23 protein-coding genes and 1 tRNA gene are annotated in these 25,793 nt (G+C 68.3%); 4 read left to right on the forward strand and 20 right to left on the reverse strand.

Annotation, left to right across the window (positions count from 1 at the left end):
• Positions 1-133: 133 nt before the first annotated feature.
• Together ABZS29_RS33525 and ABZS29_RS33530 are read right to left on the reverse strand one after the other, a co-directional pair.
• A complete protein-coding gene (locus ABZS29_RS33525; RefSeq protein ID WP_355468167.1) occupies positions 134-1,255 on the reverse strand; it encodes an MraY family glycosyltransferase in 1,122 nt (373 codons plus the stop codon).
• Entirely contained in the window at positions 1,255-2,166 is a 912-nt protein-coding gene (locus tag ABZS29_RS33530; RefSeq protein WP_355468169.1) for an L-threonylcarbamoyladenylate synthase, read from the reverse strand. Before ABZS29_RS33530 ends, ABZS29_RS33525 begins: the two co-directional genes overlap by 1 nt.
• 120 nt (positions 2,167-2,286) lie before the next feature.
• Between ABZS29_RS33530 and ABZS29_RS33535 the strand changes: the two genes are divergently transcribed.
• Complete coding sequence (locus tag ABZS29_RS33535) at positions 2,287-3,306, forward strand: adenosine deaminase (RefSeq protein WP_355468171.1); 1,020 nt, start codon at positions 2,287-2,289, stop codon at positions 3,304-3,306.
• A 6-nt stretch (positions 3,307-3,312) separates the two neighbouring features.
• Here ABZS29_RS33535 and ABZS29_RS33540 read toward each other — a convergent pair whose 3' ends face one another.
• On the reverse strand, positions 3,313-3,468 hold the full coding sequence (locus ABZS29_RS33540) for an RICIN domain-containing protein (protein ID WP_355468364.1): 156 nt from the start codon (positions 3,466-3,468) through the stop codon (positions 3,313-3,315).
• A gap of 23 nt (positions 3,469-3,491) precedes the next feature.
• On the opposite strand from ABZS29_RS33540, the gene ABZS29_RS33545 reads away from it, so the two are divergent.
• Positions 3,492-3,713 (forward strand): hypothetical protein, encoded by a 222-nt coding sequence (locus ABZS29_RS33545; protein ID WP_355468173.1) that lies wholly within the window; start codon positions 3,492-3,494, stop codon positions 3,711-3,713.
• A gap of 74 nt (positions 3,714-3,787) precedes the next feature.
• Positions 3,788-3,925 (forward strand): hypothetical protein, encoded by a 138-nt coding sequence (locus tag ABZS29_RS33550; protein WP_355468175.1) that lies wholly within the window; start codon positions 3,788-3,790, stop codon positions 3,923-3,925.
• Here ABZS29_RS33550 and prmC read toward each other — a convergent pair.
• The 12 genes from prmC to ABZS29_RS33610 all read right to left on the reverse strand — a co-directional run bounded on the left by prmC (position 3,922) and on the right by ABZS29_RS33610 (position 17,154).
• On the reverse strand, positions 3,922-4,743 hold the full coding sequence (gene prmC / locus ABZS29_RS33555; RefSeq protein WP_355468177.1) for a peptide chain release factor N(5)-glutamine methyltransferase: 822 nt from the start codon (positions 4,741-4,743) through the stop codon (positions 3,922-3,924). The genes ABZS29_RS33550 and prmC overlap by 4 nt on opposite strands.
• Positions 4,740-5,816, reverse strand: coding sequence for a peptide chain release factor 1 (gene prfA / locus ABZS29_RS33560; protein ID WP_355468179.1), 1,077 nt, complete (start codon positions 5,814-5,816; stop codon positions 4,740-4,742). The genes prmC and prfA overlap by 4 nt, the downstream gene beginning before the upstream one ends.
• Positions 5,817-5,906: 90 nt before the next feature.
• Positions 5,907-6,113 (reverse strand): 50S ribosomal protein L31, encoded by a 207-nt coding sequence (rpmE, locus tag ABZS29_RS33565; RefSeq protein ID WP_355468181.1) that lies wholly within the window; start codon positions 6,111-6,113, stop codon positions 5,907-5,909.
• Between the two features lie 476 nt (positions 6,114-6,589).
• Entirely contained in the window at positions 6,590-8,731 is a 2,142-nt protein-coding gene (gene rho / locus ABZS29_RS33570; protein ID WP_355468183.1) for a transcription termination factor Rho, read from the reverse strand.
• Positions 8,732-9,045: 314 nt separating this feature from the next.
• The gene (gene thrB / locus ABZS29_RS33575; protein ID WP_355468185.1) at positions 9,046-9,936 is read right to left on the reverse strand and encodes a homoserine kinase; all 891 of its coding nucleotides are present in this window, start codon (positions 9,934-9,936) and stop codon (positions 9,046-9,048) included.
• Position 9,937: 1 nt separating this feature from the next.
• Complete coding sequence (thrC, locus tag ABZS29_RS33580) at positions 9,938-11,002, reverse strand: threonine synthase (protein ID WP_355468187.1); 1,065 nt, start codon at positions 11,000-11,002, stop codon at positions 9,938-9,940.
• A gap of 4 nt (positions 11,003-11,006) precedes the next feature.
• Entirely contained in the window at positions 11,007-12,299 is a 1,293-nt protein-coding gene (locus ABZS29_RS33585) for a homoserine dehydrogenase (RefSeq protein ID WP_355468188.1), read from the reverse strand.
• Positions 12,296-13,780: a diaminopimelate decarboxylase gene (gene lysA, locus ABZS29_RS33590; protein WP_355468190.1), complete on the reverse strand. Its 1,485-nt coding sequence runs from the start codon at positions 13,778-13,780 to the stop codon at positions 12,296-12,298. The genes ABZS29_RS33585 and lysA overlap by 4 nt, the downstream gene beginning before the upstream one ends.
• Positions 13,777-15,435 carry an arginine--tRNA ligase gene (gene argS, locus ABZS29_RS33595; protein ID WP_355468192.1) on the reverse strand — a complete coding sequence of 553 codons (1,659 nt, stop codon included), beginning with the start codon at positions 15,433-15,435 and terminating at the stop codon, positions 13,777-13,779. The genes lysA and argS overlap by 4 nt, the downstream gene beginning before the upstream one ends.
• Positions 15,436-15,497: 62 nt before the next feature.
• Entirely contained in the window at positions 15,498-16,001 is a 504-nt protein-coding gene (locus ABZS29_RS33600; protein WP_355468194.1) for a hypothetical protein, read from the reverse strand.
• An 11-nt stretch (positions 16,002-16,012) separates the two neighbouring features.
• Complete coding sequence (locus tag ABZS29_RS33605; protein WP_355468196.1) at positions 16,013-16,201, reverse strand: PspC domain-containing protein; 189 nt, start codon at positions 16,199-16,201, stop codon at positions 16,013-16,015.
• Positions 16,202-16,320: 119 nt separating this feature from the next.
• Complete coding sequence (locus tag ABZS29_RS33610) at positions 16,321-17,154, reverse strand: hypothetical protein (RefSeq protein WP_355468197.1); 834 nt, start codon at positions 17,152-17,154, stop codon at positions 16,321-16,323.
• 78 nt (positions 17,155-17,232) lie between these two features.
• Between ABZS29_RS33610 and ABZS29_RS33615 the strand changes: the two genes are divergently transcribed.
• Positions 17,233-17,304: transfer RNA gene (locus ABZS29_RS33615), tRNA-Arg, on the forward strand.
• Positions 17,305-17,513: 209 nt separating this feature from the next.
• Here the strand turns inward: ABZS29_RS33615 and ABZS29_RS33620 are convergent.
• The 5 genes from ABZS29_RS33620 to ABZS29_RS33640 form a co-directional block, all read right to left on the reverse strand.
• Complete coding sequence (locus ABZS29_RS33620; protein ID WP_355468199.1) at positions 17,514-18,377, reverse strand: SDR family NAD(P)-dependent oxidoreductase; 864 nt, start codon at positions 18,375-18,377, stop codon at positions 17,514-17,516.
• A 49-nt stretch (positions 18,378-18,426) separates the two neighbouring features.
• On the reverse strand, positions 18,427-18,969 hold the full coding sequence (locus tag ABZS29_RS33625) for a DJ-1/PfpI family protein (protein WP_355468201.1): 543 nt from the start codon (positions 18,967-18,969) through the stop codon (positions 18,427-18,429).
• Between the two features lie 14 nt (positions 18,970-18,983).
• The gene (locus ABZS29_RS33630; RefSeq protein WP_355468203.1) at positions 18,984-21,812 is read right to left on the reverse strand and encodes a glycoside hydrolase N-terminal domain-containing protein; all 2,829 of its coding nucleotides are present in this window, start codon (positions 21,810-21,812) and stop codon (positions 18,984-18,986) included.
• Positions 21,813-21,941: 129 nt separating this feature from the next.
• A complete protein-coding gene (locus tag ABZS29_RS33635; RefSeq protein WP_355468204.1) occupies positions 21,942-23,576 on the reverse strand; it encodes a ricin-type beta-trefoil lectin domain protein in 1,635 nt (544 codons plus the stop codon).
• A complete protein-coding gene (locus ABZS29_RS33640) occupies positions 23,573-25,609 on the reverse strand; it encodes a cellulase family glycosylhydrolase (RefSeq protein WP_355468206.1) in 2,037 nt (678 codons plus the stop codon). The genes ABZS29_RS33635 and ABZS29_RS33640 overlap by 4 nt, the downstream gene beginning before the upstream one ends.
• Between the last annotated feature and the right edge of the window lie 184 nt (positions 25,610-25,793).

Here is a 25,793-nt window from a genome sequence, read left to right on the forward strand (position 1 = left end):
GCTTGTGAAAACTAGCACAAAGTCTGCACTGTCAGCAAAACGAGTCCCCTGCCGCTGTACAACCACACCTTATAGGTAGCCCACATACCCCAGTGGTCTGGTCCCCGGATCCGCCGGGAGACCGGTACCCGCGTCAGACTTTGCTGAGGGGTTTTGCGGCGGCGCGGCGCGGGAGGCCGGTGGTGAGGACTACGGCGACGGCGGCGATGGTGAGGACGATGAGGGCTGTCCACCAGGTGAGGACGAGGCCGAGGACGACGACGCCGAAGGCGATCAGGACGGTCCACAGGTACATCAGGAGGACGGCTCGGCGGTGCGAGTGGCCGCGCTGCATGAGGCGGTGGTGGAGGTGCAGTTTGTCGGCGGCGAAGGGTGAGCGGCCGGCTTTGGTACGGCGTACGTAGGCCATCGTCAGGTCGAGTGCGGGGATGGCGAGGACGGCGATCGGGAGGACGAGTGGCAACAGGGCGGGCAGGAGGCTGGAGCCGCCGACCTCGTAGGGGACGGCGTTCGGGTCCATCTGGCCGGTGAGGCTGATCGTGGACGCGGCCAGCATCAGGCCGATCAGGAGGGCGCCGGAGTCGCCCATGAAGACCCTGGCGGGGAAGAAGTTGTGCGGCAGGAAGCCCAGGCAGGCGCCGGCCAGGGCGACCGTGATCAGGGTCGAGGTGGTGGCGCGGTCGAGGTCCTGCTCGACGTTCAGCAGGTACGAGTAGGTGAAGAACGCGAGCGCGCCGATCGCGGTCACACCGGCGGCCAGGCCGTCGAGGCCGTCGACGAAGTTCACGGCGTTGCAGGAGACGAGCAGGATGCCTGCGGTCAGTACGGCGAGGAGTGCGGCGGAAGGCGAGATGACGCCGCCGGGGAGCGGCAGCCAGTACAACTGGATGCCTTGGACAACCATCACGCCGACCGCGAGCACCTCGCCGGCGAGCTTGGTGATCGCGTCGAGCTCGTACAGGTCGTCGATCACGCCGACCGCGCAGATCACCACGCCGCCGATCAGGATCGCGCGGCCGTCGTGCGCGACCTGCAGGCTGTCGCCGAGGAACGGCAGGCTGGAGGCGACCGCGAACGCCGCGATCAGTCCGCCGAGGATGGAGACTCCGCCGAAGTACGGGATCGGGACCTTGTGCACGTCCCGGGCACGGACCTTGGCCACGGCGCCGTACCGAAGAGCGATCTGCCGGGCCACACCGGTCAGCAGGAAGGTCGTGGCCATCGCCACGAACAGGACCAGCAGGTACTCGCGCACTAGTCCGCAGGCCTCACATCAGGGTTAGCAGGCTTCTCGTCCACCTTGGACGCCGCAACCCCACCATCGGTTGGCTTCGCGTCCAGATCAGTCGGCTTGTCATCGGCCGGTACGGCGGGGGTGTCGTCCGTTGCAGGCGAGGCCGGCGTCTCGTCCGCGCTCACGGCAGAGGGCTTCCCGTCCACGAGAGCCTCCGCCGGCTTGTCGTCGGCTACGACGTCCGCCGGCTGGTCCGCGACCGCCTCGGCGGGCTTCTCGTCCGTGGCGGGCTCTTCGCCTTCTACCTCGGGGGCTACCTCGCGGAGCTGGGCGAGCGAGAGAGCGCCCAGCCGGATGACTCGCGGGGTTTCGGTGGTGATGTCGACGATGGTTGAGGGCTGGCCGCCGGTGACTTCGCCGCCGTCGAGGTAGACGGCGACGGTGTCGCCCAACTGCTCTTCGGCGTCGTAGACGTCCAGGGCGGCGGGCTGGCCGCTCTTGTTGGCGGAGCTGACGGCGAGCGGGCCGGTGCGGGACAGCAGCTCGCGGGTGTTCTCGTGGTCGGGGACGCGGAGGGCGACGGTGCCCTGGGTCTCGCCCAGGTCCCACATCAGCGAACCCTGGGCGTGACAGATCACGGTCAGGGGGCCGGGCCAGAACTTCTCGCACAGGGCGCGGCCGGCGTCGGGGATGTCGGTGGCCAGGGCGTCCAGGGACTCGACGACCGAGATCAGGACCGGCGGCGGCATGTCGCGGCCGCGGCCTTTGGCGTCCAGCAGGCGCTGGACGGCGTCGGACTTGAAGGCGTCCGCGGCCAGTCCGTAGACGGTGTCGGTCGGCAGGACCACCAGGTCGCCGGCCTCGATGGCGTCCACTGCCGCGCGGTACGCCGGGGCCAGTTCGTCACCCGTGAAATCGAAGCGCTCACTCACGCACCGAATCGTGCCACTCACCCAGGCCTACGCCTAAACCGGGCCACCCCGCAGCAAAACCTGACAATCAATTGTAAATTTCCCGGCCGACCGGGCCAGAGACTCCCTAGGATCCGGGACATGACTGTCACCCGTGAGTTCCTCGAAGGGCTGCCGAAGGCCGAGCTGCATGTCCACCACGTCGGCTCCGCCTCGCCGCGGATCGTCGCCGAGCTGGCCGCCCGGCATCCCGGGTCCCCGGTGCCGACCGACCCCGAAGCGCTGGCGGCGTACTTCAGGTTCACCGACTTCGCCCACTTCATCGAGATCTACCTGAGCGTCGTCGACCTGATCACGACGCCCGAGGACGTCCGGCTGCTGACCTACGAGATCGCCCGCGAGATGGCTGCACGGAACATCCGGTACTCCGAACTCACCGTCACGCCGTACTCGTCGGTCAAGCGCGGCCTGGCCGCGGAGGCGTTCTGCGAGGCGATCGAGGACGCCCGGACGGCGGCGGAGAAGGAGCTCGGCGTCACCCTGCGCTGGATCTTCGACATTCCCGGCGAGTCGGGACTGCCGGCCGCCGAGGAGACACTGCGGATCGCGACCAAGGTCCGCCCGGACGGGTTGATCGGCTTCGGCCTCGGCGGTCCGGAGATCGGCGTACCGCGGCCGCAGTTCAAGCCGTTCTTCGACGCGGCCATCGCGGAAGGCCTGCACAGCCTGCCGCACGCCGGCGAGACCACCGGCCCGGAGACGATCTGGGACGCGCTGCGAGTACTGCGGGCCGAGCGGATCGGCCACGGTACGTCGGTCATGCAGGACCCGGCTCTGGTCGACTACCTGGGTGAGCACCGGATCCCGCTCGAGGTCAGCCCGACCTCCAACCTCGCCACCGGCGCAGTCGCGTCGTACGACGTACATCCGCTGCCGGCGATGGTCGAGGCCGGACTGGTCGTCACGATCAACTCCGACGACCCGCCGATGTTCGGCACCAACCTGACCAACGAGTACGCCGTCGCCGCCGACCTGCTCGGTCTGGACGCCACAGGGGTCGGCGAACTCGCCAAGACCGCCGTCCGGGTGTCCTTCGCCGAGGACTCGCTGAAGGACACCCTGACCGCCGAGATCGACGCGTACGTCGCAGCCAACGGCTGAGACCCGCTAGACCAGGTCGAAGTACCAGCGCTGGCAGGAGCCGCCGTGGAACGGCCAGATGATCACGTCGGCTCCTGCTGCCGGACTGCAGCCCGCAACGTCGAGTGACTTGCCGCTGCCCACGCCGAGGATCTGGTAGGCACCGTTCGAGAGCGCACTGATCCGCCACTGGCGGCGTACGGCGGGTGGCGCTCGGAGGCGACCTCAACATGCCGAACCCCGGTGACGTCTTCGGCCCGCTCGGGCTGGTGGACGCATTCCCGGATCCGCCTCCGGCGACGACGCCCGACGGCCGGTCGATCGACCGTGTATTCACCGGTCCGAGCCTCCGGGTCGACTCGGTCGGAGTCCTGGAACTGCCGGGTGCAGATCACTTTCTGGTCACGTGCGGGATCGATCACGTTTAGCAACGGCCGGGAGGGTTACATCTGTTCGCGGGTGCAGCACAGCCGCCCGCCGCCTCGCGCGAAAGCAGTGTGTGATGACAAGCAGTCTGTACGACGCCGTTGACCGAATCCGAGCGTTCTGGATGGTGAAGGGCTCCCGGGCCGAGCTGGTGCTCGCGGGAATCCTGTTGGTTCTGGCAATCGCGGCGTTCGGATCGAACGCCCTTCTCTAGACTCTGCGGCCGGTCGCGAATCTGTTGCGGCCGGCCAAGTCCTTGTTGTCCCGCACTTCGGTGAAGTAGCCAGTGGCGGCGAAGACCGCCGGCGCCGACTCACCTTGGACGTCGGCGTGCTCGCAGGCGAACCAGCCGCCGGGCTTGAGCAGGCGCGCGGCAGTAGCAGCAACCACCTTCACCTCGTCGAGGCCGTCGTCGCCCGACCACAGCGCCAGCGCCGGATCGTGGTCGCGGACCTCGGCGGTGACCGACTCCCAGGCCGTCAACGGGATGTACGGCGGATTGCTGATCACAGCATCGACCAGACCGTCCAGCTCGGGCAGGCAGCCATCGATGTCGCCCTCATGCAGGGTGGCGCCGGTGCCGGCCAGGTTGCGGCGGGCCCAGACACACGCCTCGGGCGACAGCTCGACAGCATGTACGACGGCGTCCGGCCGCTCAGTCGCGACCGCACCGGCGATCGCGCCAGAACCTGAGCAGAGGTCAACCACCAGCGGGGACTTCACCGCGGCGATCCGGTCGAGGATCCAGCCGACCATCACCTCGGTCTCCGGCCGCGGCACGAAGACCCCCGGTCCAACGGCCAGTTCGCGGTACCGGAAGGCCGCCGTACCGGTGAGGTGCTGTAGGGGCTCCCGAGCCGCGCGGCGGGCGACCAGCTCGTCATACGTACGACGCTCAGCCTCAGAAGGCTCGCGCAGGTTCAGTCGCGATGAACCGGTGACGAACGCGAGCAACTCGGCCGCGTCGAACTCCGGCGACGCGACCCCGGCCGCGCGGAGTTGGTCCGCGGCCGCAGTGATCAGCGCCTTCACTTGGAGTCGACAGCCTCGAGCCGTGCGGTCAGATCGGCTTCGGTCAGCGCCTGGATGACCGGGGCGAGGTCGCCGCCGAGCACCTGGTCGAGATTGTGCGCCTTGTAGCCGACCCGGTGGTCGGAGAACCGGTTCTCCGGGAAGTTGTACGTGCGGACGCGCTCCGAGCGGTCGACGGTCCGGATCTGCGACCGGCGAGCGTCGGACGCCTCCTGGTCGGCGGCCTCCTGCGCTGCGGCGAGCAGCCGGGACCGGAGCACGCGCATCGCCTGCTCGCGGTTCTGCAGCTGGGACTTCTCGTTCTGCATCGAGACCACGATGCCGGTCGGCAGGTGGGTGATCCGGACGGCGGAGTCGGTCGTGTTGACGCTCTGCCCACCCGGTCCCGACGAGCGGAAGACGTCGATCCGCAGGTCGTTCTGATCGATCTCGACATCGACGTCCTCGGCCTCCGGCAGCACCAGGACACCGGCCGCCGACGTGTGGATCCGGCCCTGCGACTCGGTCACCGGCACCCGCTGCACGCGGTGCACGCCGCCCTCGAACTTCAGCTTCGCGTACGGCGCCTCGCCCGGCTCCGGCGTGCCCTTCGCCTTCACGGCGACCGTGATCGACTTGTACCCACCCAGGTCGGAGTCGGCCGCGTCGATGATCTCGGTCTTCCAGTTCTGCGACTCGGCGTACTTCAGGTACATCTTCAGCAGATCCCCGGCGAACAGCGCCGACTCGTCGCCACCCTCACCGGCCTTGATCTCGAGAATCGCGTCCTTGTCGTCGCTCGGGTCCCGCGGGACGAGCAGCATCTGCAGCTTCTCGGCCAGCTCGTCACGCCGGTGGGCCAGCTTCACGGCCTCCTCGGCGAACGCCGGATCCTCGGCCGCCAGCTCCTTCGCGGCCTCGATGTCGTCGGCCGTCTGCAGCCACTCGTCATACGTCCGTACGACGGGCGCCAGGCCGGCGTACCGCTTGCCGACGCGGCGCGCGTTCGCCTGGTCGGAGTGCAGCTCCGGGTCGGACATCTGCCGCTCCAGCTCGGCGTACTCCGCCTTGAGCGTCTGAACCGCCTCGAACATGCCGCACTCCTCCTCTCGGGAAACTCCCTGACAACACAAACCGCGCGCCGGTCCACCCCGTGAGGGGCAGACCGACGCGCGGTAGGAAAGCTACTTCTTGGCGTAGCGCTTCTCGAAGCGCGCGACCCGGCCGCCGGTGTCGAGGATCTTCTGCTTGCCCGTGTAGAACGGGTGGCACTGCGAGCACACGTCGGAGTGGATGGAACCGCTCTCCGCCGTGGAGCGCGTCTCGAACTGCGCGCCGCAGGAACAGGTCACCTTGGTGACCACGTAGGTCGGGTGGATGTCGCTCTTCAAGACAATCTCCTAGGAATCAGGTGCTCCGGGTCGTCCACGGCGTGAACGTGAACCGGAACCAACAGACAATTCTGCCATCCGCCACTCTCCCGTGGCCAATCGCCCCCACCAAGCCGCCATTCCCACCCCACGCTGGCTTCAGTGGCGCGACACGGTGGCGCCACTCGCCGTACAAGCGCCGAGTGTGCCGACTGTGCCGCCGACAAGCGCTTACCAACGACAATCTCCACACGCTCGACACTCACTCGCACGCTGGGCTCACTCGCGACGAGCAGCCATCCGCACGGTGGCTTCAGTGGCGGGCGCCCCGTCGACATCACGTCGAGTGTGGGAAGTGAGTCGCTGGAAAACCTTTACCGGCAACCTACTTCCCACATTCACCTGCAGACTTGACGCCCTCGCACGGTGGCTTCGGTGGCGGCGCACGGTGGGTTCAGTGGCTGCTGCGGGTGGGCAGCAGCCACTGGACTCAGGTACTAGTCGCCGTTGGTGGTGCTGTGGGTGCTGCCGGCCGACGGGGTGGTCTTGTTGACCTGCATCAGGAACTCGATGTTCGACTTGCTCTCCTTGAGCTTGCCGATCAGCAGCTCCAGGGCGGCCTGGCCGTCGAGTGCGGACAGCACCCGGCGGAGCTTCCAGACGACCTGGGTCTCCTCCTTGCTCATCAGCAGCTCCTCGCGGCGAGTGCCGGAGGCGACCACGTCGATGGCCGGGAAGATCCGGCGGTCGGCGAACTCGCGGCGCAGCCGGAGCTCCATGTTGCCGGTGCCCTTGAACTCCTCGAAGATCACCTCGTCCATCTTCGAGCCGGTCTCGATCAGCGCCGTGGCGAGGATGGTCAGCGAGCCGCCGTCCTCGATGTTGCGGGCCGCACCGAAGAACCGCTTCGGCGGGTAGAGCGCCGAGGAGTCGACACCACCGGACAGGATCCGGCCGCTGGCCGGGGCCGCGATGTTGTACGCGCGGCCGAGCCGGGTGATCGAGTCGAGCAGCACGACCACGTCGTGGCCGAGCTCGACCAGCCGCTTGGCGCGCTCGATGGCCAGCTCGGCGACCGTGGTGTGGTCGTCGGCCGGGCGGTCGAAGGTGGAGGCGATGACCTCACCCTTGACCGTGCGCTGCATGTCGGTGACCTCTTCGGGGCGCTCGTCGACGAGCACGACCATGAGGTGGACCTCGGGGTTGTTCGTGGTGATCGCGTTGGCCAGCGCCTGCAGCACCATCGTCTTACCGGCCTTCGGCGGTGAGACGATCAGGCCGCGCTGGCCCTTGCCGATCGGGCTGACGATGTCGACGATCCGGGTCGTCAGCACGCCCGGCTCGGTCTCGAGGCGGAGCCGCTCGGTCGCGTACAGCGGGGTCAGCTTGTTGAAGTCCTGCCGCTGCTTGGCGATCTCCGGGTCCGACCCGTTCACGGTATCGATCCGGACCAGCGGGTTGAACTTCTCCTTGCGCTCACCCTCCTGCGGCTGCTTCACCGCACCGGTGATCGCGTCGCCCTTGCGCAGGCCGTAGCGCTTCACCATCGAGAGCGCGACGTACACGTCGTTCGGGCCGGGCAGGTAGCCGCTGGTCCGGACGAAGGCGTAGTTGTCCAGGACGTCGAGGATGCCGGCGGCGGGGACCAGTACGTCGTCCTCGCTGATCGTCGGCTCCGGGTCGAACCGCTCGCCACGGCCGCGGTTGCGGCCGGAATCACGGCCGGAGTCCCGGCCCGAGTCGCGCCCGGAGGTGACCGGCTGACCGTCGCGGTTGCGATCGCGGTCGCGGCCCCGGCGGCGGCGCCGGCGGCTGTCGCCCTCCTCGCCGCCCTGCTCCTGCTGCCGGTCCTGCTGGCGGTCCTGCTGCCGGTTGTCCCGGCCGGCGTCCCGGTTGCTGTCCCGGTTCGCGTCGCGCTGGCCGTCCCGGCCTTGGCCGTCGCGGTTCGGGTTGCTGCGGTCCCGGTCCCGGTCGCGGCCCTGGTTCTCGCGGTTGCCGTCCCGGTTCTGGTTCTCCCGGTTCGCGTCGCGCTGGCCATCGCGGTTCTGGCTGTCGCGGTTCTGGCCGTCACGGTTCTGGCCATCGCGGTTCCGGTCCCGGTCGCGGCCCTGGTTCTCGCGGTTGCGGTCCCGGCCCTCGCGGTTCTGCTCGCGGTCGCCGGTCTGCTCCGTGCGGGCCTCGACGGCGGTGCCGTTCTGCGCCGCCTGGACGGCGGGCGCCTCGGCGGCCGGAGTGCTCGCTTCGGCCGGAGCCGTGGTCTTCGCCGGCGCCTGCTCGGCCACCTTCGGGGCCTCGGCGACCGGAGCCTCGGTGGCTGCCGCGGCGGCGCGGGTCCGGCGGCTGCCGCCCTCGCGCTTGGCCGGAGCCTTCGCCACCGGCGCGTCGGCGGCCTCGTCGAGCGTCGGCTGGGTGGCAGCCTTGGCCCGGGAACCGCCGGTCGAGCCGCCCGGCTGGGCGGCCTTGATCGCCTCGATCAGCTGGCCCTTGCGCAGCGCGCCGGTGCCCTTGATGCCGAGCGTCCCGGCGAGCTGCTTGAGCTCGGGGAGCAGCATGCCCTCGAGGCCGCCACCAGCCTTGCGGCGACGCGTCGCGGTGGTCGCCGCGGCGTCGGAGCTGGAGGCTTCAACAGTTTCTGTCACGTGAGGTCCTTCCCACACGGATCGTCGAGGTGCGACAGCACCATCGACCGTTTCATGCCCACGGCCGAACGAAGTGGCACGTGAGGTTCAAGAGACTCTCGCTCTGATCTGAGTCCCCCCGGACATCCCCGGCGCAGGCGGCGCAAGATCACGTTCACAGGGGGGTCGCCACACAACGCGGGAGCACAGCCCGGATCGTGACGAGAGTTCACCGATCACCTGGAGGGGATCGGGTGAGTCGAGACTAGCACCCCGAGGGGTCGCCGGTCTGGCTCAGGGGTTCAACGCGTGTCAGTTTCCCGCTATTCCCGGACTCACCCGGCCTCCATCGACCAGACCTGTACGCCGACTGGGTCAACGGTCAGGTCGTGCCGCTCCCACCCGTCCGGCGGCGGGGGAAAACCAGTACCTCCGAGTACGACGACCGTCGGCCCGGCGCCGCTGACGATCGCGGCCAGCCCGCTCCCCCGCAGCTTGTGCACCAGCGCCAGGCTCTCCGGCATCGCCGGCTCCCGGAACTCCTGATGCAGCCGATCCTCGGTCGCGGTCAGCAGCAGCTCGGGCCGCTGCGTCAACGCAACGACAAGCAGAGCAGCCTTTCCGGCGTTCGCCGCCGCATCACCATGCGGTACGACGCTCGGCAGCAACCCACGTGCTTCTTTCGTCAGCACGCGGGTCGACGGCACGTACGCGACCGCGCCAATACCGTCCGCCGGATCCAGCCGCACGGCCCGCCCGTCCTCACCATCGAGCCACGCGACCGTGAATCCGCCGTACACGGCGGCTGCCACGTTGTCCGGGTGTCCCTCGAGCTCGTTCGCCATCCGGAGCAGCCGCTCCCGATCCACCGGCTCACCCGCCAGTCCGTACGCCGCCGCGAGGCCGCCGACGATCGCGGCCGACGACGACCCGAGCCCACGCCCGTGCGGAATCCGGTTCTCACACCGCAGCGTGAACCCGGGCACCTCCACTCCGAGCGCTTCGAGCCCGTACCGGATCGACCGAACCACGAGGTGCGACTCGTCCAGCGGTACGTCGTCCGCCCCGCAACCGCTCACCTGGACGGTCACCCCGGATCCGCCCGGGGTGACGACCAACTCGTCGTACAGGGTGAGGGCGAGGCCGAAGGCATCGAAGCCGGGACCGAGGTTCGCACTCGTCGCCGGAACCCGGACCCGAACCTGGTCACACGGACGATCACCCATGTCAGATCAAACCGGCAACGCGAGCGACGGCATCCGTGTCAGCGGGTGTCACCGGGGACTCGTTCACCTTGGCGTGGTCGAGCGCGGTGTCGATGTCCTTCAAACCATGCCCGGTCACCGTGATCACCACGGTCGAACCACCGGGCAGCCAACCTTGCGCCTTCGCGTGCAACAGCCCCGCGGCACCGGCCGCGGAGGCGGGCTCGACGAAGACACCTTCGTTCGCGGCGAGGGCACTCTGGGCGGCGAGGATCTGCTGGTCGGTGAGCATCTCGATCCGGCCGCCGGACTCGTCCCGGGCGGCCTCGGCCAGCGTCCAGGACGCGGGGTTGCCGACCCGGATCGCGGTCGCGACGGTGTCCGGCTTCTCGACGATCGCGCGGCGCACGATCGGCGCCGCGCCCTCGGCCTGGAAGCCCCACATCTGCGGCTTCTTCGTGGCCAGCTTGTCCTTCGCGTACTCCTGATAGCCCTTCCAGTAGGCCGCGATGTTGCCCGCGTTGCCGACCGGCAGCAGGTGCAGGTCCGGAGCGTCGCCGAGCGCGTCGCAGACCTCGAAGGCGGCGGTCTTCTGCCCCTCGAGGCGGACCGGGTTCACCGAGTTCACCAGGGCGACCGGGTAGTGCTTGCCGAGCTCGCGAACGATCCGCAGGCAGTCGTCGAAGCTGCCGTCGATCGAGACCAGCTTGGCGCCGTGGACGACGGCCTGGGCCAGCTTGCCCTTCGCGATCCGGCCGGCCGGGATCAGCACCAGGGGCAGCATTCCGGCCCGGACGGCGTACGCCGCGGCCGACGCCGAGGTGTTCCCGGTCGAGGCGCAGACGACCGCCTTGTCACCGGCCTGGGCGGCCAGCGAGATCGCCATCGTCATCCCGCGGTCCTTGAACGAGCCGGTCGGGTTGTTGCCCTCGACCTTCAGCCAGACCTCACAGTTGGTCTGCTCGCTCAGCCACTGCGCGGCCACCAGCGGCGTACCGCCCTCGCCGAGCGTGACCACCGGGGTGTCCGTCGAGACCGGAAGCCGGTCGCGGTATTCCTCGATCACGCCTCGCCACTGGTGGGCCATTGTTCTACTCGCCTTCTACCCGCATCACACTGCTGACTTCCCGGACGATGTCCATGTCGCGCAGGGCCTCCACGGTCGCGGACAACGCGGCGTCGGTCGCGCGGTGCGTGACCACGACGAGCTCGGCGTCGCTGCCCCGGCCCTCTTGGCGGACGGTCTGGATCGACACGTCGTGCTCCGCGAAGGCCTGGGCCACGGCCGCGAGCACGCCGGCCTTGTCGGCGACGTCCAGGGACACGTGGTAGCGGGTCACCGCCTCGCCCACCGGGCGGACGGCCCGCTGGGTGTACGACGACTCGCCGACCCCCGGCACACCCTTGAGCCGGTTGCGCGCGGCGGAGACAAGATCCCCGAGGACAGCACTGGCCGTCGGGGCGCCGCCGGCACCACGACCATAGAACATCAGCTCGCCGGCCGCTTTCGATTCCACGAAAACGGCGTTGTAGGCGTCCCGGACACTGGCCAGCGGATGGGTCTTCGGGATCATCGCCGGGTAGACCCGGGCGCTCACCGAATCGGTCAGCTCGTCCAGCTCGCAGATGGCCAGCGACTTCACCACACAGCCCATCTCGCGGGCCGAGGCGATGTCGGTCGCGGTCACCTCGGTGATCCCCTCGCGGTGCACATCGGCGATCGAGACCCGGGTGTGGAAGGCCAGGCTGGCCAGCAGAGCGGCCTTGGCGGCCGCGTCGAAGCCCTCGATGTCCGCGGTCGGGTCGGCTTCGGCGTACCCGAGGGCCTGGGCCTCTTCGAGCGCCTCGTCGAAGCCGGCGCCGGTGGACTCCATCTTGTCGAGGATGAAGTTCGTCGTGCCGTTGACGATGCCCATCACCCGGGTCACGTCGTCACCGGCCAGCGACTCGCGCAGCGGCCGCAGGATCGGGATCGCGCCGGCGACGGCGGCCTCGAAGTACAGGTCGCGCTGGTACTTCTCGGCGGCGGCGAAGAGCGTCGGGCCGTCCTCGGCCAGCAGCGCCTTGTTCGCCGTGACGACGGAGGCGCCGTTCTCCAGCGCCGTCAGGATCAGGCTGCGGGCGGGCTCGAGACCGCCGATCACCTCGATCACCAGGTCCAGGTCGCCGCGGGCGACCAGCGCTTGCGCGTCGGTCGTGATCAGGGACGGGTCGACCGCGATATCGCGCTCGCGCCCGGCCCGCCGGACGGCGATCCCGGCGATCTCCAGCCGGGCGCCGACACGGGCCGCCAGATGGTCCGCCTGCTCGGTCAGGATCCGCACCACCTCGGTGCCGACCACACCACAACCGAGCAGGCCCACCTTCAGAGGTTTGTCGCTCATTCCTCCACCTCGCTAGCGCTCGGCTCCGGACTGAGCGAGGGAGTCGGCTCTATTGGATTGTTCGCTTCGCTCACTTGGCCTTCGACTCCCATGTCCAGCAGCAACAGGTCGTCCTCGGTCTCCCGGCGTACGACGACTCTCGTCTGACCGTCCTTGACCGCGATCACCGGCGGCCGCGGTACGTGGTTGTAGTTGCTCGCCATCGAGCGGCAGTACGCACCCGTCCCCGGTACGGCGACCAGGTCGCCCGGCCCGACGTCGCCCGGAAGGAACTCGTCCTTCACGACGATGTCACCGGACTCGCAGTGCTTGCCGACGACCCGGGCCAGCGTCGGCGGGGCGTCGGAGTACCGGTTGGCGAGCGTGCAGGAGTAGTCGGCGTCGTACAGCGCGGCGCGGATGTTGTCGCTCATACCGCCGTCGACCGAGACGTAGGTGCGCGCCGCGTTGTTGTCGAGCTCGACCTCCTTGACCGTGCCGACCGAGTAGACCGTGCACATCGCCGGGCCGACGATCGCGCGGCCGGGCTCGATCGAGATCTTCGGAACGTCGACGCCGAACGCGCGGCACTCGTGCTCGACGATCTTGCCCATCTCGGTCGCCAGCTGCGCGGGGTCGGACGGGTCGTCCTGAGTGGTGTAGGCAATGCCGAAACCACCACCGAGGTCGATCTCCGGCATGTCGACGCCGAGCTCGTCGGAAACCCTTGCGTGCAAGGCGATCACGCGCTTCGCGGCCACCTCGAAACCGGACGAGTCGAAGATCTGCGAACCGATGTGCGAGTGCAGGCCGAGCAGCTCGAGCTCGGCCGCTTCGTTGACCTTGGCAACGGCTTCGAAGGCCGCGCCCGACGTGATCGAGAAGCCGAACTTCTGGTCCTCGTGCGCGGTCGCGATGTACTCGTGGGTGTGCGCCTCGACGCCCGCGGTGACCCGGATCATCACCGGCGCGACGACGCCGCGCTCCCGCGCCAGCGCGATCAGCCGGTCGATCTCGTAGAGCGAGTCGGCGATGATCCGGCCGACCCCGGCGTCCAGCGCGCGGGCCAGCTCGGACTCGGACTTGTTGTTGCCGTGGAAACCCAACCGCTTCGGGTCCGCGCCGGCCTTCAGCGCCACGGCCAGTTCGCCGCCGCTGCAGACGTCGAGATTCAGCCCCTCCTCCATCACCCAGCGGACGACCGTCGTACTGAGGAAGGCCTTGCCGGCGTAATAGACGTCGAAGTCCTTGAACGCGTTCTTGAACGCGCGGGCGCGGGTCCGGAAGTCGTCCTCATCCAGCACGTACGCCGGGCTGCCGTGCTCGGCGACCAGATCGCGCACATCGACACCGCCGACGACCAGCGAACCCTCGCCGGTCTTCTTCGCCGTGGACGACCACAGCTGCGGGACCAAGTCGTTGACGTCACGCGGAGCGCTCAGCCAGGGCGGCGCGCGGTGGCCGGCCTGGGCGTGCAGCGCGCCCGCCTCGTGGGCCCTCACATCCGCTCCGGAGCGGAGACGCCGAGCAGGTCGAGCCCGTTGGCGAGCACGGTCCGCGTCGCGGACACCAGGGTCAGGCGAGCCTTGTGCACCGGCTCCACCTCCTCGTCACCGCGGGGCAGCACCCGGCAGCTGTCGTAGAACTTGTGGAACGCGCCGGCGGTGTCCTCGAGGTAGCGGGCGATCCGGTGCGGCTCGCGCAGCTCGGCCGCCGTCGCCACGATCCGCGGGAACTCGGCCAGCGCGCGGAGCAGGTCGCCCTCGCGCTCGTGGCTGAGCAGACCGGGCTCGAACTCGTCCAGCTTGATGCCGAGCTCGTCGGCGTTGCGCAGGATCGAGGCCAGCCGGGCGTGCGCGTACTGCACGTAGTAGACCGGGTTCTCGCTGGCCTGCTTGGTCATCTCCTCGATGTCCAGCGTCAGCGGCGAGTCGACCGGGTAGCGGCAGAGCGTGTAGCGCAGCGGGTCGACGCCGCCCTCCTCGACCAGTTCGGCCAGCGTGACGATGGTGCCGGCCCGCTTGGACAGCCGCATCTCCTCGCCGCCCTTGAGGATCTTCACCAGCTGGCCGATCAGGATCTCGATGTTGTGCTCGGGGTCGTCGCCGGCGCAGGCCGCGATCGCCTTCAGCCGGTTCACGTAGCCGTGGTGGTCCGCGCCGAGCAGGTAGATACAGACCTCGAAACCGCGCTCGCGCTTGTTCACGTAGTACGCCGCGTCGGAGGCGAAGTACGTCGGTTCGCCGTTGGTCCGGATCAGCACCCGGTCCTTGTCGTCGGTGAAGTCCGTCGTCCGCATCCAGAGCGCGTCGTCGGCCTCGAAGAGGTGCCCCTGCTGACGCAGCTTCTCGATCGCGTGCCCGACCCCGTCCTGCTCGTGCAGGCTGCGCTCCGACATCCACACGTCGAACTTGGTCCGGAAGTGCTCCAGCTGCTCCTGCTGCTCCTTGAGCTGCCGCTCGTACCCCGCCTCGCGGAACGCGACCGTCTGCTCGTCGACGGGCAGCTCGAGGATCTCCGGCAGCTCGGCGACGATCCGCCGGGCCAGCTCGCCGATGTACTCCCCGTGGTAGCCGTCCTCGGGGATCGGCTCGCCGTGCGCCGCCGCCTTCAGGCTCGCGCCGAACTTGTCCATCTGGTTGCCGCGGTCGTTGACGTAGAACTCCCGCGTCACCTTCGCGCCGGCCGCGATCAGCACCCGCGCCAGCGCGTCCCCGACGGCAGCCCAACGGGTGTGCCCCAGGTGCAGCGGCCCGGTCGGGTTCGCCGAAATGAACTCCAGGTTCACCGCGAGGCCCTGCAGCGTGTCACTCGACCCGTACGCCGCGCCCGCGTCCACGATCGCCTGCGCGATCTTGCCCTGGGCATCGGCCGCGACCCGGATGTTGATGAAGCCCGGCCCGGCGATCGACACCTCGGTGATCACCTCGTCGTCGGTCAGCTTCGCCGCCAGCAGCTCCGCGAACGCCCGCGGATTCATCCCCGCCCGCTTGCCCAGCTGCATCGCGACGTTGGTCGCGTAGTCCCCGTGCTCGGGGTTCTTGGGTCGCTCGACCTTCAGCTCACCGGGCAGTCCGCCCTCGACGGTGATGGCGCCGTCGGCGGCGAGCGCGGCCAGGGCCTGCAGGATCTTCTCAGCGAGCTGTTCCGGAGTCACCGCCTTAGCCTAATGGCGAACCGTCCGTTGGCTGGAACCACCATCCACAGCCCGGTACGGAGTCACCGATCCGCACTCACTGTGATCTTGGCCCCACCCCGAAACGGGACGTCCCACGGCGCGGGCTGCCCATCGACGGTGATCTTCAGGTCACGGCACGCATCGGCGAGGCATTTTTCGTCGTAGCGGAGGCCCCAGAGGGTGAAGAACTGGGCGAGAGTCGGGCGCTCGGAGGCGGTTTTGGCCTCGACGTAGACGAGGCCGTCGGTGGTGTGGGTGTGGACGGCGGCCTGTTCGGCGCGGAGGCGGTCGACGCCGATTCCGGCCGGGATCTGGACCGGCTGGCCGTCCAGGGTGACCTTCAGGCGCAGCGTGTACGGCGCTGGGCCGGAGAAGTCGAGCGGTAGCCGCTCGAAACCGGCCTTGTCGATGTAGGAGACCGCGTCCCGTGGAGCGTCCCAGGGTGGGGCTGTGGTGCGGAGCTCGGCCGCCGCCGGTGCGGCGGGGCCGACTCCACAGCCTGCGAGCAGTAGTACCGCGGCCAGCGCACCCACTCCTGCTCTCACGAAGGGTCAGATTAGTACTTCTCGGACGGCATCATGATCCAGAGGGCGATGTAGATCAGGAACTGCGGACCGGGCAGCAGGCAGCTGATCACGAAGATCAGCCGCACCGTGTTCGGGGTGGTGCCGAACCTACGGGCCAGTCCGGCGCAGACACCGCCGATCCAGCGACCGTTCGACGGGCGAACCAGAGAGCTAGCCATGAGAACCGACGTCCTTTCGTGGTTGGACTTACAACCACTATGACGCCGGTTCGGCCTGGTCCGATCCCGCCGCACCGGTGTTCCAGGGTCCCGTCAGGGAGAGCCCTTACGTCCTTCGGCTAGCGCTGGAAGCGGTAGGTCTTGCTGTCGGTGGTGATGCAGACGCTCGGGGACAGCACGATCACCCGCAGCGTCCCGTCCGCCTCGAAGTAGTCGATGCCCTCGACCTCGAAGTTGCCGGTGCAACCACTCTGCAGCGGCAACTGCCCGAGCGACGTCACCTGCCCGGTCACATCGGCAGCGCCGACCGGTCCCGACAGGTCCACCTGCAGCAGCGGCTTCGTCGTACCGAAGAGTGTGCCGGCCGGGTCGTCGGACGCACACAACAGCCGCGTCGCCGTCACGAAGTCACAGCCCTGTACGTCGCGCACCGGGTGGTCGAGGTTGATCCGCGAAGCCAGCGGCAGGTTCTGCTTCGGGTTCGTCGCACCCACACCCGGCATCGGGAAGACCAGCAGCCTATCCATCGTGCCCCACTCACCGTTCACCATCCACCGCGTGTCCGGCGACACCGCCGACCAACTGTTGTTCGTCGCCTCCCACGACTCCAGCGCGTGCTTGTAGTTGGCCCACGCCCCGGTCGGTGACTGCACCCGGAACAACTTCCCGCCGCGGTCGTCCCGCTGGTACGGCTCGACGTACCAGCCCTGCGCCGCACCGGGGTCGCCCACGTGGTTCCACCCGTTCACCAACAGGTCGAGCGGGATGGTCGCACTGCCCGTGTACCGGTACTGCGTTGTGCCGCCACGCGTCACCGTGGCAAGCCCCTGACCCTCATCCAGCGGCCGGGCATTGTCCGAGCCCACCACCCGCCAGCCGTCGACAGCATGAGCCTGAGCCGGCCACATCACGGCGACAAGCACGACCACCAAAGCGATCCCCAGTTTGCGCATGGCCGAGTTCTACCCCACCCCGCCGCCCCCAATTCGGAGATGGCAGGAACATGCTGCTAATGTTCACCTCGTTCCTGAGCCCCCGTAGCTCAGGGGATAGAGCACCGCCCTCCGGAGGCGGGTGCGCAGGTTCGAATCCTGCCGGGGGCGCGCGATTCTAGGCGATTCCTGTCCGCACACTGCGCGGACTTGGAATCGCTTTTGTGCTTTCTGGGGGCGGAGCCCCCAGACCCCGCCCCGGGAGGGCTGCGCCCCCCGGACCCCCTGCTGCGCGGGGCTGGGGTTGCGGGTCTGCTTGCGGTGGCGGGAGGCTGGGGTGTTGGCTTTTGCGCAGTGGGTGAAGGTTTTGGCGGGGTGGCTTAGGAGTTGCCCTGCGCTTCGGCGGAGAGGTCTTGCCAGTCGGCCCAGGTCTTGAGGCGGTCGGCGTAGGCCTGCTGGATCATCGGGTAGAAGCCTGTGCCGAACAGGATTCGCAGCGGCGGGGCGTCGGAGTCGACGATCTTGAGCAGGGCCTGGGCCGCGGCTTCGGGATCACCGGCGGGCTGCTTGCCCGCGAACGCGCCGAGGCGTTGGCGTAGACCGTCGTACGCCGGGTTCGTCGCAGCCATGTGGCCGTTGTTGAGGGGATCGGGGTTGTTGCCCTTCCTGGTGGCGAAGCCGCCCGGTTCGATGATGGTCACCTTGACGCCGAACTCGGCGACCTCACTCGCGAGAGCTTCGTTCAGGCCCTCGAGGGCCCACTTGGAGGCGTGGTACGCGCCGCCGAGTGACGTGGCGATGAGCCCGGCCGCCGAGGACAGCTGGATGATGTGTCCCGAGCCTTGCGCCCGCAGGTGCGGCAGCGCGGCCTGGATCACCCACACGGCACCGAACACATTGGTTTCCAGCTGGTCGCGCAGCTCTTGCTCGGTCAGTTCCTCGATCGCGCCGATCTGGGCGTAGCCGGCGTTGTTCACGATGACGTCCAGACGGCCGAAGTGCTCCTGGGCCCGCTGCACGCTCGCGAAGACGGCCGCCTTGTCGGTCACGTCCATCGCGAGCGGCAGCACCGCGTCGCCGTACACGGCAACCAGGTCGTCGAGGCTTTCGGTGGTCCGGGCCGTCGCGGCCACCTTGTCGCCACGGGACAGGGCGGCCTCGACGAAGTTGCGGCCGAGGCCACGCGACGAACCGGTGACGAACCAGACCTTGCTCTTGCTCTTGCTCTTGTTCTTTTCGATCATGCCCACAGGACCCCGGGTCCGGCGCGGCTGTGACGATCTGTGAAGGACCTCACAGGAGGGCGAGGAAGGCTCGGGACCAGAGCGGGAGGTCGGGCCAGCCTCGGCAGGAGACCATGGCGCCGTCTACTACGTCGGGGGCGTCTTTGTAGGTGGCACCGGCTTGTTCCATGTCGGTTTTGAGGGGTGGGTAGGCAGCTGTGATGCGGCCGCGAAGGAGACCTAGCGCGGCTGGAACCTGGGGGCCATGGCAGATGGTGCCGACCGGTAGGTGTTGTTCGAAGAAGTGGGGGACGATGCGGGCTACGTGGGGGTCGATGCGGATGTATTCGGGTGCTCGGCCGCCGGGGATGACCAGGGCGTCGTAGTCCTCGGGTCTGACGTCGGCGAAGGCGAGGTCCACGGGGAGCAGGCGGCCGGGTTTTTCGGTGTAGGCGTCGCAGCCGGGCTCGAAGTCGTGGATCACGAGTCTGACCGGACGTGTGGTCGGAGCGGTAACGACTGCTTCGTGGCCGGCTTCGCGAAGCCGGAAGATCGGATACATCGAGTCGAGTTCCTCGGCGGCGTCGCCGAGAAGGATCAGTACTCGCGCCATGGCTCTCCTTTGTCTTAGATGCGTTGCAGCTGGAACCGCTGGTTGGCGGCGCCGTTGAGCGTGTACTGCGAGACGCGGGCGCCATCGGCTGTGCTGGCTGACCACACGTCCATGGCCAGACCGCTCTGCCGGTTGACCAGACTCACCGCGCCACCGCCCTGGTCGACCAGCCGCCACTGCTGACTGGTCGCCTGAGTGTCGGGCTGCTGGGTGATATCGACGCCGCTGCCGTTCCCGGCGACCTGGAGGACCAGACCGCTGTGCCGGGCCCGGATGCGATAGTGGCCGCCGTCGGAGGGCAGGAAGTCGAACTGCTGGTTGAGCCCGCTGTGCAGCTGCCACTGGATCAGCGTCGCGCCGGCGGCGGTGGACGCACCGTTGATGTCGGTCGCCTTGCCGCTGTGCTGAGCCACCAGCCGGTAGTAGACGCCGGGCTCGACCGGACCGGACTTCACTGCGGACACGCGATAGCTATGACCGGCCTGGCCGAGGTACTGGATGACGTCTGGCTCGGGCTTCGTCGGCTGGAGCACCTGGCCGCTCGTCTCGTCGCGCAACTCGAACTGGCCGGTGAGGATCCGGCTGCGGATCCGCACCGTGCCGGCCCGGTCCGGCGTCACGGTCAGGTCGGTCCGACTGCTGTTCCACGAGGCGCCGACGGTGTAGCCGCCACGCCCGCGGAGTCCCGCGACACTCCCCGCCGGCCACGCAGCCGGCAGTGCGGGCAGCAGGTGCAGCTCGTTGTTGTGGCTCTGCAACAGCATCTCCGCGATGCCGGCCGTCGCACCGAAGTTGCCATCGATCTGGAACGGCGGATGCAGGTCGAACACGTTGGGCGCGAGCCGCTCCGGCGTCACCAGGTAGCGGATCAGGTCGTGGGCCCGGCTCGCCTCCTCCATCCGCGCCCAGTAGTTAATCTTCCAGGCCAGCGACCAGCCGGTCCCGGCATCACCGCGCAATTGCAGTGTCCGGCGAGCGGCCTCGAACAGCTGCGGCGTACCCCGCTTGGTGATCTGGTTGCTGGGATAGAGGCCGTACAGGTGCGAGATGTGCCGGTGGTTCGGTTCGGTCTCCACCCAGTCGTACAGCCATTCCATGACGTTGCCGCGCGATCCGACCCGCATCGGCGCCAGTCGTTGCCTGGCCGCCTGGACCTGCCCGCGGAAGTCGGCATCCACCCCCAGTACGTCGGCAGCGGCGGCACAACCGTCGAACAGGTCGCGCAGGATCTGCGTGTCCATCGTCGGGCCGGCGCAGATGCTCACGTTGGCGTGATGAGGGAGTTCCGGCGAGTTCGACGGATTGGTGACCAGCCATTTCAGCGTCGGTTCTTCCACCAGGGTGTCGAGGAAGAACTGGGCAGCGCCCTTCATCGCGGGATAGTTCGCGCGCAGGAACCCGACGTCGCCGGTGAACCGGTAGTGGTCCCAGATCATCGTGGCCAGCCAGGCGCCGCCGGTCTGCCACATCCCCCAGGCCGCACCGTCGACGACAGAGGTCCCTCGCCAGGCGTCGGTGTTGTGGTGCGTGACCCAGCCGCGCGCGCCGTACTGCACCTGCGCTGTCCGGGCGCCGGTCACCGTGAGGTCGCCGATCATGCCGAACACCGGCTCGTAGCACTCGGCGAGGTTCGTAGGACCGGCCGGCCAGTAGTTCATCGGCAGGTTGGCGTTGAGGGTGTACTTCGAGTCCCAGGAGGGCGTCAGCTGGTCGTTCCAGATGCCCTGCAGGTTGGCCGGTTGGGTCCCTGGCCGTGACGACGAGATCAGCAGGTACCGGCCGTACTGGAACAGCAGCGCGGAGAACTGCGGATCGTCGACCGTGTTGTGCCGAGCGATCCGTACGTCGGTCGGCTGGTCCGCCGCCGCGGTCCGGCCGAGATCGAGGGTGGTCCGCCCGTACAGCCGCTGGTAGTCGGCGACGTGCCGGGCAAGCAACGTGCTGTACGGCGTGACCTGCGCGGCGGCGAGGTGCTGCCGGGCAATGCCCTGGTAGTCGCCGGAGACGTTGCGGTAGTCCACGTAACTGGTGCCGATCGAGATCAGCAGTGTGACGCTGTTCGCGTTGGTGACCCGCAGCGTGCCGCCGGAACTGGTGGTGGTTCCACCCTCGGCGACCGCCTTGGCCAGCACGAGGAATCGAACCGCTCCGGCGATACCCCTCTGATCGCCGGAGCGGCCGTCCAGCGCGATCGTCGTACTGTCCGGGCTGGACGGCGTCGCTCGCTGCGGAGTACTGAACGCGGCGGAGAACGTGATCGACCCGGGCGTCTCGGCAGTCAGGCGGATGGCGATCACCTGGTCCGGAGCACTGGCGATCACCTCACGCCGGTACCGGACGTTGTTGGCCACGTAGGTCACCGAGGTGGTCGCGGTGGCGAGGTCGAGCCGCCGCTGGTAGGTGGAGACGCCACTCGTCCCGGGCAAGGTGAGCCGGAGGTCGCCGACAGTCTGGTAGGCCAACTGGGCGGCCGGATTGCCGAGCATCGTCTGGTTGGCCAGATCCTGGGCCGCGCCCCACTGGTTCGCGAACACCAGCCGCCGGATCTCCGCCAGTGCGCCCGCGCCACGCGGATTGCTGTAGTCGTGCGGGCCACCGGCCCACACGGTGTCCTCGTTGAGCTGCAGGCGCTCGGTGTCGGTGTTGCCGAACACCATCGCGCCCAGGCGGCCGTTGCCGATCGGCAATGCCCGCAGCCAGTCCGAACCGGCCGGCTGGTCGTACCAGAGCGACAGATCGTCGACCGCCGCGCTCTCCTGGGCCGCGGCCGTCGTCTGCTGACCAGGGACCAGTACGGCGCCCGCACCCGCCGCACCGGCCAGCAGCACCTGCCGTCGAGTCACATCCGACATTTCAACCCCCAGGCTCGGCAAACATCCTATGTATGTGTAGGGGATGCCGAGCCATCCGTCCAGAGCGGAGCGTCCTAAGCGCTTAGGGCCGGAACCAACACGCTTCTTCCACGGCATTCATCACATGTTTGTCGTACGATCGCGGACCCACTGCTGGTTGGGCTGGTTGTTGCAGGTCCAGAGGATCAGCCGGGACCCGTTGGCGGTTGCCGCCTGGTTGACGTCGAGGCACAGTCCGGACCGGACGTTCACGATCGATCCGTCGGAGCGGAACGTCCATTGCTGGTTGTTCTGGCCGTTGCACGGCCAGCTGAGCACCCGGGTGCCGTTAGTGGTTCCGGAGTTCTCGGCGTCCAGACACTTGTCACCGAAGACCCGGATCTCGCCGCCGGGCCACGACGTCCACGACTGGCTGGCTGCGGTCTGGCAGTCCCGGATCACCGCGAGCGCACCCGCCGCGGTCGACGAGTTGTCGGTGTCGAGGCATCGGCCCGAGCCGGCGCCCCGGAGCCGAGAGGTCGTGCTGGTCACGGGCGACCCGCCGGAGACCCGGTACACCGCCACACCGTGCGCGGGTACGCCGGCCGACAGTTGCCCGGTGCTCGTGGAGGTGGCGCCGGTCCACAGGTCGGTCAGCGTGAATGACCCGCCGGACAGCCCGATCTGTGCTGTCGTGGTCGAGACGGTCGCCGCCGCGTTGCCACGGTTGAACAGTCCGACCGCGACCGACCCGTCGGCCAGTGGTTTGGCGAACACCTCGGTCGTACCGTCGTCACGCACCCGCCGCCCGCCCGCACCCAGCGAGTCCTGGTTCACCGCCAGCAACCGCGGACTGCGCAGGATCGCACTGACGTCGGCGGACATGGTGCGGATGTCGTTGCCCGCCATCAAGGGCGCGGCCATCAGCGCCCAGAGCGCGAAGTGCGATCGGGACTCGGTCAGCGTCAGGCCGGGGCGACCGACCACCAGCATGTCCGGGTCGTTCCAATGGCCTGGCCCGGCTTGTACGGCGAGTGGCGCGGTGACGTCGACGACGTTGCCGACGCCCATCGGGTAGCTGTTGGTGTTGCCGTTCTGCCAGATGTCCAACAGGTCCTCGGTGGTGCGCCACAGATCGGCGACCTCACCCCAGTTGTACTTGTCGCCCGTGGGTGCGTGGTAGCTGTTCGGGTTGATGCTGTAGACGATCGGCCGCCCGGTCGCCCGCAGCGCGTCGCGCATGATCGTGAACCGGGCGACCTGCTGGTCCCGCGTACCGCTCGAGGAGCACCAGTCGTACTTGAGGTAGTCCACACCCCAGGACGCGAACGAGCGCGCGTCCTGCACCTCGTGACCCATGCTGCCGGTGGACCCCGGATGCGCGCCACCGCCCTGCGCGCAGGTGCGCTCGGTCGGCACCTGGTAGATCCCGAACTTCAGGCCGCGGCCGTGAATGTAGTCGCCCAGAGCCTTCATGCCGCTGGGAAACTTCGCCGGGTGCGCCCGCAGGTTGCCCTGCGGATCACGTTGCGGATCGAACCAGCAGTCGTCGACGACGACGTACTGGTAGCCCGCGTCCCGCATGCCCGAGGAGACCATGGCGTCCGCGGCCTGCCGGATCACCGTTTCGTTGACACCGGCACAGCCGAAGCTGTTCCAGCTGTTCCAGCCCATCGGAGGGGTGAGCGCCGGGCTGCCGGGCGCAGCCTGTGCCACGGGCGGACCGGGGACGGCAACGAGCATCGCCAGCACCAAGGCGCCGATCGCGGCCCTCATGCCGTCGTACCGGTGACGGTGGTGCCTGACTTGGTGATGTAGTAGGTCACCTTGGTGCCGCTCCAGTAGTGGAACGTCAGGGTCACCCGCGCGTTGTCCTTCACGGCGGCGAAGAAGTCCGGCGTCAACGTGGTGACTCCGGTTGGGTAGTCGGGGGCGAACGCCCGGTCGAACTCCTTGTACGACGTCCAGTCCTGCTCACCCGCATTGGTGCCGTCGTCGTACTTGGCTTCCATCGTGGCCAGCAGGTCACCGCGGAACGCAGTGGGGATGGCGAAGGAACTGGTGGTGCCGGTGGCGTTGCTCAGCACCGGTGTGTCGTAGGTGATGAGGTTGATCCGCCAGGGCACGCCTTGGGAGAAGCGGGCCGACAGTACCGCGTTCGTGCCGTACTCCCAGGAGCCGCTCAATCTCGTCAGCAACGGCGCGGTCAGCGTGAGCTGGTCGCCCTGGATCGTGTAGTCGGTTCCGCGCACCAGTTCGGTGGTGCCGTGGCGCAGGCCCACGAACGAGGTGCCGTTGAGGTTCAGAGTGATCGTCTGGGCGGTGATCGCGGTCGACTTGGCGCTGAAGACCTGGTCCGTCGACGCCGTACCGGAGCGGGTGGTCCAGCTCGACTTGATCTGCGCGATGAGCTCAGGATCGCTCCACTGGAACGAGGTGCGGCCGAAGTGCTGACCGTTGTCCCAGAGCATGGTGGTGAGCTGCTTGGCGCGCGCGTAGTAGCCGAAGTACTCGAAGAACTTGAGCTTCTCACCTTGCTCGATGGTGCCGGTGTGCCGGTCGAAGCCGAGCAGGCCGTACTCACCGATGATCACCGGGATGCCGCGGGCAACGAACGTGGCATTGACCCGGTCGAACGTGTCGGTCAGGTCCTTCTGCGCGGTGGCGTCGAAATGGGTGCCGCCGGCAATGTTCACGCTGAACGGCCAGTAGCCGTAGTAGTGCACGGTAGCGATCAGGTTGGGATCGTTGTAGCCGCGGATCGACGTCGCCAGCGCGTCGAGCAGTACCTGGTCGGACGAGGTGTGCAGCGTCGGCAGGACAAGCAGACGAGTCGCGTTGTTGCCACCGGATCGGCGCACGATGTCGCGGAACGAGGTGTTCAGCTCGGTGAGCAACTGGACTTCCTGGGCCTGGCCCGAGCTACCGGTGAACTGCGGCTCGTTGACGCTCTCGAGCGTCAACTTGGGATCGAAGGTCTTGAAGGCTTCGGCCAGTTGCGTCCAGACCGCGTTGTACTTGGCCAGTACGCCGTCATGGTCGGACGGCATGGTGTTGATCCACTGCCAGGAATCGTGATGCAGGTTGATCATCACGTACAGACCGCGCGCGGTCGCCCAGCCGGCGACCTCCTTGACCCGATCCAGGTACGCCGCCTCGATCGGAGCGCCCGGCGCCGAACCCAGGTGCTGGCTCCAGGTCACGGGGATGCGGATGCTCTTGAAGCCCTGCGCCTTCACCTGGTCCAGCAAGGCTTCCGTGACCCGTGGGTTGCCCCAGGACGTCTCGTCACTGCCGGTCGAGTCCAGCGTGTTGCCCAGGTTCCACCCCGGCTGCATCGCCGCGACGGTGGCCATCGCGTCGGAGCTCGCGCTGCCGGTACACAGGACACCGTTCAGCTCGAAGGACGACGGCACCGGATTGGATCCCGTCCAGGTGCCGGTAAATCCGAAGGACACCTTCGCGTTCGTGCCGATCCTGGCGTTGTAGCCGGCATCCTTGGCCGTCGCCCGGCTTCCGGAGGTCGTGATGGTCGCGTTCCACGCCTGGGTGCTCCGCTGTCCGGACGGCCATGTCCAGACCAACTGCCAGCCGTCGACCGGTGCACCGAGGTTGGTCACGGCGACGTCGGCGTTGAAGCCACCTTGCCACTGGCTCGTCACCGAGTACGAGACGCTGCACCCGCTCGCCGCCGGCGCGGCAGTGACAGTGGCGGCGGCGTCGACCGCCGTCAGGCCGGCGGTAATGGTGGCGAACGCAGCCGCCACAACGGCGGCCACTCTGACTATGAACGGTTTTCTTGAACGCATGAGGAACCTCGCAGCGTCGGGGCGGACGGGGGTGGGAGCGCTCCCAAGTTTGCCGAACTGTAACCGGACGACATCAGCCCGTAAAGAGCTCATGACAAACTCCCAGGAGCTCCTGGAGCTTGCGTTCAGCAGGCCCGGATCCGAAACGTTTAAGCCCCTATCCGAGGCCGATGCGGTTCTTTAC

The sequence above is a fragment of the Kribbella sp. NPDC005582 genome (assembly GCF_040605415.1).
In the GTDB taxonomy this organism is placed as follows: domain Bacteria; phylum Actinomycetota; class Actinomycetes; order Propionibacteriales; family Kribbellaceae; genus Kribbella.